The organism is Streptomyces sp. NPDC088252 (assembly GCF_044740965.1).
In the GTDB taxonomy this organism is placed as follows: domain Bacteria; phylum Actinomycetota; class Actinomycetes; order Streptomycetales; family Streptomycetaceae; genus Streptomyces.
This window is the reverse complement of record NZ_JBIURS010000023.1, coordinates 1-13103: the sequence shown is the minus strand read 5'-3', so window position 1 is coordinate 13103 and position 13103 is coordinate 1. Positions and strand designations below refer to the sequence as shown.

8 protein-coding genes and 1 pseudogene are annotated in these 13103 nt (G+C 69.3%); 4 read left to right on the top strand and 5 right to left on the bottom strand.

Features of this window, described 5'->3' with window-relative positions; genetic code table 11:
* Positions 1-26: 26 nt before the first annotated feature.
* Positions 27-1613: a Na+/H+ antiporter gene (locus ACIOHC_RS33840; RefSeq protein ID WP_351085402.1), complete on the bottom strand. Its 1587-nt coding sequence runs from the start codon at positions 1611-1613 to the stop codon at positions 27-29.
* Between the two features lie 239 nt (positions 1614-1852).
* Between ACIOHC_RS33840 and ACIOHC_RS33835 the strand changes: the two genes are divergently transcribed.
* The 3 genes and pseudogenes from ACIOHC_RS33835 to ACIOHC_RS33825 all read left to right on the top strand — a co-directional run bounded on the left by ACIOHC_RS33835 (position 1853) and on the right by ACIOHC_RS33825 (position 6048).
* On the top strand, positions 1853-4174 hold the full coding sequence (locus ACIOHC_RS33835; protein WP_401845301.1) for a glycosyl hydrolase family 95 catalytic domain-containing protein: 2322 nt from the start codon (positions 1853-1855) through the stop codon (positions 4172-4174).
* Between the two features lie 332 nt (positions 4175-4506).
* Entirely contained in the window at positions 4507-5148 is a 642-nt protein-coding gene (locus ACIOHC_RS33830; RefSeq protein ID WP_365690233.1) for a hypothetical protein, read from the top strand.
* Between the two features lie 44 nt (positions 5149-5192).
* Positions 5193-6048, top strand: a pseudogene (locus ACIOHC_RS33825) (IS5 family transposase).
* 344 nt (positions 6049-6392) lie between these two features.
* On the opposite strand, the gene ACIOHC_RS33820 reads toward ACIOHC_RS33825, so the two are convergent.
* The 4 genes from ACIOHC_RS33820 to ACIOHC_RS33805 are packed head-to-tail and all read right to left on the bottom strand — an operon-like array spanning position 6393 to position 9282.
* Complete coding sequence (locus ACIOHC_RS33820) at positions 6393-6875, bottom strand: GNAT family N-acetyltransferase (protein WP_365690235.1); 483 nt, start codon at positions 6873-6875, stop codon at positions 6393-6395.
* A complete protein-coding gene (locus ACIOHC_RS33815; protein ID WP_351085394.1) occupies positions 6872-7813 on the bottom strand; it encodes an RluA family pseudouridine synthase in 942 nt (313 codons plus the stop codon). Before ACIOHC_RS33815 ends, ACIOHC_RS33820 begins: the two co-directional genes overlap by 4 nt.
* Before the next feature lie 24 nt (positions 7814-7837).
* A complete protein-coding gene (gene lspA / locus ACIOHC_RS33810) occupies positions 7838-8428 on the bottom strand; it encodes a signal peptidase II (RefSeq protein ID WP_351085392.1) in 591 nt (196 codons plus the stop codon).
* A 59-nt stretch (positions 8429-8487) separates the two neighbouring features.
* Entirely contained in the window at positions 8488-9282 is a 795-nt protein-coding gene (locus tag ACIOHC_RS33805) for a TraR/DksA C4-type zinc finger protein (protein WP_365690236.1), read from the bottom strand.
* Between the two features lie 540 nt (positions 9283-9822).
* Between ACIOHC_RS33805 and ileS the strand changes: the two genes are divergently transcribed.
* A complete protein-coding gene (ileS, locus tag ACIOHC_RS33800) occupies positions 9823-12972 on the top strand; it encodes an isoleucine--tRNA ligase (protein WP_401845298.1) in 3150 nt (1049 codons plus the stop codon).
* Positions 12973-13103: the final 131 nt, after the last annotated feature.

Sequence of the window (13103 nt, the reverse complement as noted above, 5' to 3'; positions counted from 1 at the left end):
GCCGGCGTGCGGGCCGGCCCGCCGCCTCACCGCAGGCTGCGTACGTCCAGCTGTCGCAGCACCCGGTCGACGACCTCCGGATCCGTACCCGCCTCGTTGCGGGCCGACAGCACCGCGTGCCGGGCGGCCGACATCATTTCGCGCTGGATGCGGTTGACCGCCTTGAAGCGCTCGGCACGCTTCGCGTAGGCCTCGCGGCGCTCCTCGTCGACCATGTCGGGACTGATCCGCGCCCCCACGTCGTACGCCAGCCGCTGCAGCCGCTCCGCGACTTCTTCCGGGAAATCCTCGACCTCCTGGATCTCCTTGAGCCGTTGCTTCGCGGCCTTCGCGGCGCGGATCGCGAGGTCCTTCTCCAGCGCCTCCTCGGCGTCCGTGTCCGCCCGGACCCGGAGCTTGCGCACCAGCCACGGCAGGCTGAGTCCCTGGACGACGAGCGTGGCCATGATCACGGCGAAGGCGATGAAGACGATCTCGTCGCGTCCCGGGAACGGCTTCCCGTCGTCCGTCTGCAGCGGGATCGCGAGCGCCAGCGCGACCGAGGCGACGCCGCGCATCCCGGACCACCACATGACGACGGTCTCCCGCCAACTGGTGGGGATCTCCTCGCTGACGTCGCGCCGGGTGTGCAGCCGCTTGGCGAGCCAGGTCGCCGGCAACAGATACAGCAGCCGTACGCCGACGACGACCGCGACGACGGCCAGACCCCAGCCGAGCATCCGGAGCTCGCGGCCGTCGGCCGTCCCGAAGACGTTGTGCAGTTCGAGGCCGATCAGTCCGAAGGCGACTCCGGTGACGAGGGTGTCGACGATCTCCCAGAAGCTGCGGCCGGTGAGCCGCCCGAGGACGTCGTCGGCGTCGGCGGTGTGCTCGGCGAGGAAGAGCGCGGTGGTGAGGACGGCGAGGACACCCGATCCCATCAGCTCCTCCGCGAGCACGTAGCTCACGAACGGCACCAGCAGGGTGAGGCCGACCTGGAGCGTGGCGTCGCCGAGCAGGCCCATGAGCTTGATGGTGATCCAGCCGAGCGCGAGGCCCACGACCACGGCGACGACCGCGGAGAGTATCAGCAGCCCGAAGGCCTCCGGCAGCGAGAACGTGCCGCTCACCGCGGCGGCGATCGCCACGTGGTAGAGCACGATCGCGGTCACGTCGTTGAACAGCCCCTCGCCCTCCAGGATGGAGACGAGCCTGCGCGGCAGCCCGACCGAGCCCGCGACGGCCGTCGCCGCGACGGGGTCGGGCGGGGCGACGAGCGCTCCGAGCGCCACTGCGGCGGCGATGGGCAGCCCCGGGACGATCGCGTTGGCCACCGCGGCGACGGCGGCCGTCGTGATGAAGACCAGCGCCACGGCCAGCAGAAAGATCGGTCGTTTATTGGCGGCGAACTGCCGCCAGGACGTGCGCTGCACGGAGGCGTAGAGCAGCGGCGGCAGCAGCGCGGGAAGAATGATCTCGGGCGGGATGTCCACATTGGGTACGAAGCTGAGGAACGCCATGCCGACTCCGGCGAGCGTCATCAGCACCGGCGCGGGCAGCCCCAGACGCTCCCCCAGTGGCACCGTGACCACAGCTCCGAGCAACAGCATGAGGAGCAGTGCCATTTGGTCCACGGGGTGCCTTCCGGAGCGCGGTGAGCCGGCGACCGTGATCGGCCGACATGGACTTCAAGCCTGCCACGCAAGGCCCGCAATCCGGACAACACCCCTTCACGGCCCCCATCGATCAACCATTCCTCCGATGTTTATACGGTCACCCCTCTTCCGCTCCCCCTTCAGGGCGGGCAGTATGCGGCGTGCGTGATTCAGGGACAAGAACCCTCACCACATACATGACTGGCAGGAGAAACCACGTGACCGCGTTCTCCCGAAGGCATTTCGTCGGCGCCGCCGCTGCCGGAACATCCGCGCTCTGGCTCGCCGGCTCACCTACCGCATGGGCCGCATCCGCTCCCGCCCCGGCGGGCCGCCCGGGGGCGGACGTCCACGAACGGACCGTCCGCGACGCCGCCATGACCTGGCGCACCCTCCCCACCGGCTGGCAGCAGGCCCCGTTCCTCGCCAACGGCTACCTCGGCGCCCAGCTGTACGCGGGAAAGACCGCCGACACGCTGAAGCTGATGCTCGGTCACAGCCAGGTGCAGGACCAGCGCGGCCGGTGGCGCGGCGGCATAGGCTTCTCCCGCCTCCCCATCGGGTACTTCACCCTGACCCTCGCCGGGGAGATCACCGGCGTCGACTGGACCCTGGATCCGTACGACGCCGAGCTGCGCGGCACGGTCACCACCAGCCGCGGCTCGCTGGCCTTCTCCGCCCTCGTCCAGAACGACACCGGCGCCCTGCTGATCTCCACCCGGCCCTCCCCCGGCGAGGAGTCCGCCGCCTGGTCCTTCCAGTGGCTGCAGGCCGCCACCACCCGCAACAGCGGCAAGCCGGAGGACTACACGCCCAACCCGGACCCGCGCGTCGGCGACGGCTTCGTCGAGCAGCCGCTGCTCGCGGGCGGCGGCTGGACCACCGCCTGGCGCGAACGCCGCGAGGGCGCCGGCCGACTGCTCGCCGCACACCTCGTGTACCGCTTTCCCGGCCGGGTGTCGCAGGCGACGACCGCCGCGCTCCGGGCCGTGGACCGCACCCTCGCCACCGACCTCGACCGACTGGTGGAGCGACACCGCGGCTGGTGGCACGCGTACTACCGGCGCAGCTTCCTGTCCGTGCCGGACAAGCGGCTGCAGAGCTTCTACCTCATCCAGCTCTACAAGCTCGCCGCGTCGACCAGGGCCGAGGGCCCGACGATCTCCGAATGGGGCCCGTGGTTCCCCGAGGTCGGCAACAACTGGACCGCGGTCTGGTGGAACCTCAACGTCCAGATCGGCATGGCACCCGTCCACGGCTCCAACCACCCCGAACTCGACTCGGTGACGGGCGCCTTCCGCCGCTTCGAGCACAACCTCCCGGCCTCCGTCCCCGTCGACTACCGCGACGGCGAGAGCTATGCGCTGGGCCATCCCTCCGACTGGCAGCTGCGCGCGGGGGACACGTACGACGTCGGCGCCCCGGGCTCGGACCACGTCTCCGACAACTTCGGCAACCTCACCTGGGCCCTGCACAACGTCTGGCAGTCCTACCGGCACTCGATGGACCTGTCCGTCCTGCGCGACGTGGTGTACCCGATCCTGGCGAAGGCCATCAACTTCTACGCGCACTTCCTGCACGAGGGCCCCGACGGCAGGCTGCATCTGCTGGAGACCCGCTCCCCCGAGTACGCCAACGCCGCGGACTGCACCTACGACCTCTCGCTCGTCCGCTGGGGCGTGCGCACCCTCATCGCCTCCGCGAAGCTGCTGCGCAACGACGACCCCCGGCTGAAGCGCTGGCAGGACATCGACCGCAGGCTCACCCCGTACGCCGAGGACCCGGTGGCCGGCGTCATGATCGGCAAGGACGTCCCGCTCGCCGACTCGCACCGCCACCACTCGCATCTGCTCTGGCTCCACCCGCTGCGCGAGCGGAACTGGGACCGGGCCGGGGACCGCGATGTGATGCGGCGCTCCATGGACCACTGGGTCTCCATGCAGCAACTGTGGCACGGTTACAGCTACGCCACCGCCTCGTCCATGTACTCGGTGATGGACGAGGCGGAGAAGGCTCTCGACTTCCTGACCTTCTTCACCGATCTGAAGGTGGTCGCGGACTGTCAGATGACGGTCAACACCATGTACAGGGAGGGCAAGAACCTCGCCCTGGAGAGTCCGCTGTCCGCAGCCCAGTCGATGCTCGACATGGTGGTGCAGGGCCACGAGGGAGTCGTGAAGGTCTTCCCCTCCGTCTCGGACCGCTGGGCGGACGCGTCGATCGCCTCACTGCGCACCCAGGGCGCGTTCCTCGTGGACGCGGACCGCTCCGGAGGTGCCACGCGCTGGGTACGGGTGCACAGCGAAGCGGCCGCCCCGCTGACCCTGGACCACTCGATCCCGGGCCGGATCGACGTACGCGACGCACACGGGCGACCGCTGCGCTGGCGGGAGACCGGACCGGGACGGATCGCCCTGAGCCTGCCGCGCGGAGGCACGGCGGTGGTGACTCCGCACGGCGCGCGCCCGTCAGGGACGGGACCGCGCGACGTGCCGTCGAACGGGACGTGGACGTGCTGGGGCCTGCCGGAGCGCCCCTGACGCCCGCCGGGGCACCGCCGTGTCGGGGTGCTGGTAAGAACCGTGTCGCCAGCCGCAAACGACGGAACCGGACGGTCGTGGCGGAGGCGACGGCACCTCGCGTCGAGGTTCCGGAGGACCGCCCGTGTAACCGCCATCTTGGTGAGGACGGACGCTCGAATGCTTTACTCTCTTGGATCTCAATCAACAGTCTTAGTCAGGGAGTTGGGGTGTCTTCGGCGTCGCCTTCTCACAACAACAATCCGAGCCCGACGCCCGACCCGGGCTCCGGCCCACAGCCACCACCCCCACCGTCTCGACGGTCAGTCCTGCGCCGCGCCCGGGATTGGTTCGTGGGGCTGAGCGAAGGCGGCAAGGTCGCCCTCGTCGGAGCTGTGATCACGACTCTTGGCGGTGGCATCTTCGGCTTGATCACCGCTGTCGCCCCTGTTGTCCTGACCAGCGCCGACAAGGACGACAAGCCATCGGTGCAGGCCTCCAGGACGCCAGGCAGAACCGTGCCACCAGCGACTGCTACTTCGCCGACCGATCAGCCCACTGAGTCTGGTTCGTCGGACACCCCTTCACCGAGCGTAAGTTCGAGCTCCGACTCGAAAGCGATCCAGTACACAGGGCCTGTGCGTATCGCCAACGCAGGGCCGGATCTCGACGTCGTCCCTCCGAAATTCACCATCGTCGACCCTGACCCGGACGTTGTCATCGCCCCGTTTGACCCGTCACATATAGACGCTTACAGCGTGGTGAACGAGCCCCGATTGGCACTCTGGACAGGCTCGACAATGCCCAACAGGCAGGACTGTTCCGACCTGCTCTCCACCCAGGGGGGGACAAGAGTAGAGGTGAAGAAGGGGACGGTGGTCTGCGTCCGGACTGATGCCGGGCGGATCGCCGTGCTGACGGTCACGTCGACGAGCGATGACTCCGACACCGGTGACACGGCACAGGTGACTGTGTGGTCTGAGGTTTCCGACTAGGTCCTGTTGCGAAAGTGGATCTTGTTCGTTGGTGATCACGTGCCGTGGGACGTGGTGATCTGACGAATGGCCAGTGGGCCCGGCTGGAGCCGCTGCTGCCGAAGGGCACCAAGCCGGGTCGACCGCAGGTGTGGCCCCGGCGGCAGCCGATAGACGGCATACCCCGTACGGGCGCCCCTGACGAGACGTGCCCGAGCGGTATGGGCCATGGGACCGGGTCTACGATCACTCCGGCGCTGGCAGCGGGACGGGACCTGGGCGAGGATTCTCATCCAGCTTCAGACCGAGGCGGACGCGAAAGGGCTGATCACCTGGGACGTGAACGTCGACTCCACCGTCTGCCGGGCTCACCGGCATGCAGCCGGGGCGGCGAAAAGGGGGACCTCCAGAAGGAGCCGCCCGGTGGGATCTTTGCCGAGCCGACCGACCATGGACTCGGACGCTCCCGAGGCGGCCTGGCCGGCAAGATCCACCTTGCGGTCGAGCAGGGCCAGAAGCCCCTGACCGTCGTGATTACGGCAGGGCAGCGAGGTGATTCCCCGCAGTTCGAGCCGGTCTCGGAAGCAACCAGGGTGTCCCGGCCCGGACGTGGACGGCCCCGCAAATGGCCGGACCGGGTGCGGGCCGCGTACGACTCCCGCCGCAACCGGTCCTTCCTGCGTAGACGCGGGATCAAGGCAACCATCCCGGTACCCGCAGACCGCGTCCGCAACCGGCAGAAGCGCGGGTCCCGCGGCGGCCGTCCGCCGAAGTTCGACCACGACGACCACAAGCAGCGGCACGCGGTTGAGTGCGGCATCAATCCTCAAGCGCCACCGGGCCGTGGCCACCAGGTACGGCAAGCTCGCCGTTCGCTACGAAGCGACCGTGCTGATCGCAGCCCTCAATGAGTGGCTGTGACCTGCACTTTCACATGGAAGTCCTAGGGCTAGGTGCCTCTGAAGGTAGAGAGTCGGCGTTTCTCACTGTTGGATATGGGCGTGGCGAAGAGCGACGACTGCACGAGAACCAGTGCTCGACTGACTGTCTGGGGCTGCCTTGCCGGGCTGGCCGTGGCCCTGGCCATTCCGATGCTCATACTGGTGACCGTCCTCCTGTTCGGGATGCCGACCCCCTAGAGCTGTCGGTTGCCCAGCGGCACACCCTCTCGTCGTACAGGTGGCGTACGGAGCGGCCCGTCAACAGCGGTCGCCCGGCGCCGGGGTCTTTCGTTCGGATCGAGCCCGGCGTGATCGGGACGGCCCTCAGTCCTGCAGAGAGCGTCGCATCGCCCGGTGCGGGATCCCCGCGTCCGGGAATTCGGGACCGTACGCCGCGTACCCGAGCCGCTCGTAGAAGCCGAGCGCATGGGTCTGGGCATGCAGGTCGACGGCGGCCAGACCCAGCTCACGGGCCGCGTCCTCGATGGCCCTCACCAGCGCCACGCCGACGCCGAGGCCGCGCGCCCGCTTGATCACCGCCAGCCGGCCGAGCGAGCCGACGGCGAGGTCCGTGCCGGTCCTGGCCACCGCGGCCGGGCCGTGCAGCAGCCGCCCGGTACCGAGCGCCGAACCGTCCGCCGCGACGGCGATCACATGCACCGCGTCCGCGTCGTAGGCGTCGTACTCGATCTCCTCGGGCACGTTCTGCTCGCCGACGAAGACGTCCTTGCGGACCTGGAAACAGGCGGCGCGGTCCCGCTCGTCGATGACCGTACGGGTGATGTACGGGGCAGGCGTGCCGCTCACTCGCTCTCCGCGGTGATCTTGTCCAGGGCATGCTGGAGGTCGTCGGGGTAGTTGCTGGAGAACTCCACCCAGCTGCCGTCCGCGGGGTGCTCGAAGCCCAGCCGGACGGCGTGCAGCCACTGCCTCGTCAGGCCGAGGCGCTTGGCCATCGTCGGGTCGGCGCCGTAGGTCAGGTCGCCGACGCAGGGGTGGCGATGGGCGGACATGTGCACCCGGATCTGATGGGTGCGGCCCGTCTCCAGCTTGATGTCCAGAAGGCTGGCGGCGCGGTAGGCCTCGATGAGGTCGTAGTGCGTCACGGAGGGCTTGCCGTCGGCGGTGACGGCCCACTTGTAGTCGAGGCTGGGGTGGCGCCCGATGGGGGCGTCGATGGTGCCGCTCATCGGGTCCGGGTGACCCTGCACCAGCGCGTGGTACTTCTTCTCGACGACCCGGTCGCGGAACTGCGCCTTCAGCAGGGTGTAGGCGCGCTCGGACTTGGCCACGACCATCAGGCCGGAGGTGCCCACGTCGAGACGGTGGACGATGCCCTGGCGCTCGGCCGCTCCGGACGTGGAGATCCGGTACCCGGCCGCGGCGAGACCACCGATGACGGTCGTACCGGTCCAGCCGGGGCTCGGGTGGGCGGCGACCCCGACCGGCTTCACGATCACGACGATGTCGTCGTCGTCGTGCACGATCTCCATGCCCTCGACGGGCTCGGCGACGATCTGCACCGGAGCGGGTGCCTGCGGCATCTCCACTTCCAGCCAGGCACCGCCCCGCACCCGCTCGGACTTCCCGACCACCGAACCGTCCACCTGCACCTTCCCGGCAGCGGCCAGCTCGGCGGCCTTGGTGCGGGAGAAACCGAACATCCGGGAAATGGCGGCGTCGATGCGCTCGCCCTCCAGACCGTCGGGTACGGGCAGGGTGCGGACCTCGGGATACGTACTCACCTGATCGAGTATGCCTTGCGCCCGCTAGTCCTTGTGCACGGTCCCGTCGGGGTCCAGGCCCCGGAAGGAGAGGAGCACGATCAGGATGCCGCCGCAGACGATCGCGGAGTCCGCGAGGTTGAAGACGGCGAAGTGTTCGACGGAGATGAAGTCCACCACCGCGCCCTCGAAGACGCCGGGAGCGCGGAAGAGGCGGTCGGTGAGGTTGCCGAGCGCTCCGCCGAGCAGCAGACCGAGCGCTATGGCCCACGGCAGGCTGTAGAGCTTGCGGGCGATCCGCGCGATCACGACGATCACGGTGGCAGCGATGACGGTGAAGATGACCGTGAACGCCTCGCCGAAACTGAACGCGGCGCCCGAGTTGCGGATCACCTCGAACCTCAGCCAGTTGCCGAGGACCTCGACCGGAGGGTGATGCTCCAGCTTGGCGACCACGACCATCTTGCTGATCAGGTCGAGCAGGAAGGCGAAGGCGGCCATGACGAAGAGCACCGCGATCTTCCGCTTGCCCCTGCTCGGGGCAGCCTCCTCGACCCGGCCCCCGGCCTCATCCCCTTCAGTCCCCTCAGCATCGGGGATGTCCGGCGTACCGATGATGCGCTCCGCCTCTGCCACGTGAGTCCCTCAACCCTAGGTTCCTGACTGAGCACGAGGGTACGACACACCGCCACGGATCAACCGCGTCGCTCCTGTTTCTGTTTGTCCTCGACGCAGAGCGTGGCGCGGGGGAACGCCTGCATCCGTGCCTTGCCGATCGGATTGCCGCAGACCTCGCACAGCCCGTACGTCCCGGCGTCGAGCCGGGCCAGCGCCCGCTCGGTCTGGTCCAGCATCTCCTGGGCGTTGGCGGCGAGCGACATCTCGTGCTCGCGGGTGATGTTCTTGGTGCCGGTGTCCGCCTCGTCGTCACCCGCCCCGTCGCCGGAGTCGCGCATCAGCCCGGCGAGCGCCGCGCTCGCCGCCTCCAGCTCACTGCGCAGGCGATCGATCTCGCTGCTCAGCACGGACCGCGCCGCTTCGACCTCTTCCGGCGTCCAGGGGTCCTCACCCGGCCGGACCGCCAGCTCGCCGGGGTCTGCCGTGGCGATTCCACGGGCCGGGGGCACGGGCGCGGAGCCCTTGCCGGGCGCGCGGGTCCGGGCCGCGCTCTTCTTCGCTACCACCGTGTGGGCTCCCGTCTGCTCGGCGGCCTCGGCCGCCACCGTGGCCGCCGCAGCGGCCTTCTTCGAAGCCTTCTTGGCCCCGCTCTTCTTCGCAGGCGCCTTCTCGGCCGAGGCCGCGTGCTGGGCATCCGCGTGCCGGGCGGGCGCCGTCCTCTTCCGGGCCGCGGTCTTCTTCGCGGCGGTCTTCTTGTCCGCGGCCTTCTTCGTCGCGGTCTTCTCGGCAGCCTCTCCGCTCGTCCTCCCGGCCGTCGCACCCGTGGATCTCGCTGACGCCGGCTTCTTCGCGGCGGTCTTCTTCGCCACCATGGCCGCGGCCCCTTCACATATTGTGATCTTGCACGCGAATCGTGCTGGGACGATAAAACGACCCCAGCCCTGCGGCAACGGGGCACGCCGCCGAATCGCCCCTCCCCGTGTCCGGATACCGACGCGTCTGAATCCGTTGTGCCCAGCTCCCCGCCGGGTAATCCGCCTCCCGGGCCCCCGCCGGGACTCCATGAGCCCGTGTCTGCCCATTCGGGTCACGCCCCGACCCACGGGTTAACCGGTCGGCCGTCGCCCGGACGGGCCCGTACACTGGCCTCAGCGAGAGGCGTGGATGGGACGAGTAGCGTCGTACGCAGCCAGGAGCGACCCGGGGACGGTGGGAGCCCGGGGGCGAGCGCGTCGTGAAGATCACCCGGAGCCGTCGGAAGAACGCCGCGAGGCAAGTAGAACCGGCATCGCGACCCCAATGAGGGGGCCACGGGCACACGCCCGGGGCCAAGGAGGGTGGTACCGCGGGAGCCGATGAGGCCCTCGTCCCTCCGACGGAAGTGGAAAACGTCCGCCGGAGGAAGTCCGCCCATGACATCGCCGCAGTACCACCAGGTGCCCGCCCAGGTCGACCTGCCCGCGCTGGAGCACGCCGTGCTCGATTTCTGGCGCGAGAGCAAGATCTTCGCCAAGAGCCTCGAACAGTCCGAGGGCCGCCCCGAGTGGGTCTTCTACGAGGGCCCGCCGACCGCCAACGGCATGCCCGGCGCCCATCACATCGAGGCCCGCGTCTTCAAGGACGTCTTCCCCCGCTTCCGCACCATGCAGGGCTACCACGTCGGCCGCAAGGCCGGCTGGGACTGCCACGGACTGCCGGTCGAGCTCGCGGTCGAGAAGGAGCTGGGCTTCAACGGCAAGAAGGACATCGAGGCGTACGGCATCGCCGAGTTCAACGCCAGGTGCCGCGAGTCCGTGACCCGCCACACCGACGCGTTCACCGAGCTCACGACCCGGATGGGCTACTGGGTCGACCTCGACGACGCATACCGCACGATGGACCCCGAGTACGTCGAGTCGGTGTGGTGGTCGCTGAAGGAGATCTTCAACAAGGGCCTGCTGGTCCAGGACCACCGCGTCGCCCCCTGGTGCCCCCGCTGCGGCACGGGCCTCTCCGACCACGAGCTGGCCCAGGGGTACGAGACGGTCGTCGACCCTTCGGTCTTCGTACGCTTCCCCCTCACCTCCGGCCCCCTGGCCGGCGACGCCTCCCTCCTCGTCTGGACGACCACTCCCTGGACCCTGGTCTCCAACACCGCCGTCGCCGCGCACCCCGATGTCACCTATGTCGTCGCGACCGACGGCGAGGAGAAGCTCGTCGTCGCGCAGCCGCTCGTCGAGAAGGCGCTGGGCGAGGGCTGGGAGACCACCGGCCAGACCTTCACCGGCCGCGAGATGGAGCGCTGGACGTACGAGCGCCCCTTCACCCTGGTCGACTTCCCCGCCGAGGCCCACTACATCGTCAACGCCGAGTACGTGACGACCGAGGACGGCACGGGTCTGGTCCACCAGTCCCCCGCGTTCGGCGCCGACGACCTCGTCGTCTGCAAGGCGTACGGCCTCCCGGTCGTGAACCCGGTCCGCCCCGACGGCACCTTCGAAGAGGACCTGCCGCTGGTCGGCGGCATCTTCTTCAAGAAGGCCGACGAGGCGCTCACCGAGGACCTGGACGCCCGCGGCAAGCTCTTCCGGCACGTCCCGTACGAGCACAGCTACCCGCACTGCTGGCGCTGCCACACCGCGCTGCTCTACTACGCGCAGCCGTCCTGGTACATCCGTACGACCGCCCTCAAGGACCGGCTGCTCGAAGAGAACGAGAAGACCAACTGGTTCCCGGACTCGGTCAAGCACGGCCGCTTCGGCGACTGGCTGAACAACAACGTCGACTGGGCGCTGTCCCGCAACCGCTACTGGGGCACCCCGCTGCCGATCTGGCGCTGCGAGGACGGTCACCTCACCTGCGTCGGTTCACGCACCGAGCTGAGCGAGCTGGCCGGCACCGACCTCTCCGGCCTCGACCCGCACCGCCCGTTCATCGACGAGATCACGTTCACCTGCTCGCACGAGAACTGCCAGCTGGAGGCGTACCGCGTCCCCGAGGTCATCGACGCCTGGTACGACTCGGGCTCGATGCCCTTCGCGCAGTGGGGCTACCCGTACAAGAACAAGGAGATCTTCGAGAGCCGCTACCCGGCGCAGTTCATCTCGGAGGCCATCGACCAGACCCGCGGCTGGTTCTACACGCTGATGGCGGTCGGCACGCTGGTCTTCGACAAGTCGTCCTACGAGAACGTGGTCTGTCTGGGCCACATCCTCGCCGAGGACGGCCGCAAGATGTCCAAGCACCTCGGGAACATCCTTCAGCCGATCCCCCTCATGGACCAGCACGGCGCGGACGCGGTGCGCTGGTTCATGGCGGCGGGCGGCTCCCCGTGGGCGGCGCGCCGCGTCGGCCACAACACGATCCAGGAAGTCGTCCGCAAGACCCTCCTGACGTACTGGAACACGGTCGCCTTCCAGGCCCTGTACGCCCGTACGTCGGACTGGGCGCCCTCCGCCGCCGACCCGGCCCCGGCGGACCGCACGGTCCTGGACCGCTGGCTGCTGAGCGAGCTGAACGCACTGGTGGACCAGGTCACGCAGGCTCTGGACGGTTACGACACCCAGCGCGCCGGTAAGCTCCTGTCCGCGTTCGTCGACGACCTGTCCAACTGGTACGTACGCCGCTCGCGCCGCCGCTTCTGGCAGGGCGACAAGGCGGCGCTGCGCACGCTGCACGAGGTCGTCGAGACGGTGACCCGGCTGATGGCCCCGCTCACCCCGTTCATCACCGAGCGGGTCTGGCAGGACCTGGTCGTTCCGGTCACCCCGGACGCCCCCGAGTCGGTCCATCTCTCCGCCTGGCCCAAGGCGGACTTCGCGGCCATCGACCCGACCCTCTCCACTCGGATGGCGCTGGTGCGCCGCCTGGTCGAGCTGGGCCGGGCCACCCGTGCCGAGTCGGGCGTCAAGACCCGCCAGCCGCTGTCCCGGGCCCTGGTCGCGGCCTCGGGCTTCGAGTCCCTCTCCCCCGAACTGCACGCGCAGATCACGGAGGAGCTGAACGTCTCCTCGCTGGCCTCGCTCTCCGAAGTCGGAGGCTCGTTGGTCGACACGACCGCGAAGGCCAACTTCCGCGCGCTCGGCAAGCGGTTCGGCAAGGGCGTCCAGGCGGTGGCCAAGGCGGTCGCGAACGCCGACGCGGCGGCCCTGTCGCTGGCCCTGCGCGAGGGCACGGCATCGGTCGAGGTGGACGGCGAGACGGTGAGCCTCGCCCCCGACGAGGTGATCATCACCGAGACCCCGCGCGAGGGCTGGTCGGTGGCGTCCGACTCGGGCGCGACGGTCGCCCTGGACCTGGAGATCACCCCGGAGCTGCGCCGCGCGGGCCTGGCCCGTGACGCGATCCGCCTCATCCAGGAGGCCCGCAAGAACAGCGGTCTGGACGTCGCGGACCGCATCGCCGTCCGCTGGACGTCGGCCTCCCCCGCCACCGTGGAGGCCCTGACCGAGCACGCGGCCCTGATCGCGGACGAGGTCCTGGCCCTGGACTACGCACAGGGCGAGGCGGACCCGGAGTACGGTCGGCCGTTCGAGGACGAGGGCCTGTCCCTGACGTTCCGTCTCCGCAAGACGGAGCAGTAGCCCGGACGCATCGAGGGCCCGCCCGGAACAGGTGTTCCCTTGGGTTCTAACGGTCCTCGCAACACCCGCGATCTGTGGGAGTTGCGAGGACCGTGGGCGTTGAGCGGGTTGATCTTGCGGGGTTGAGGGAG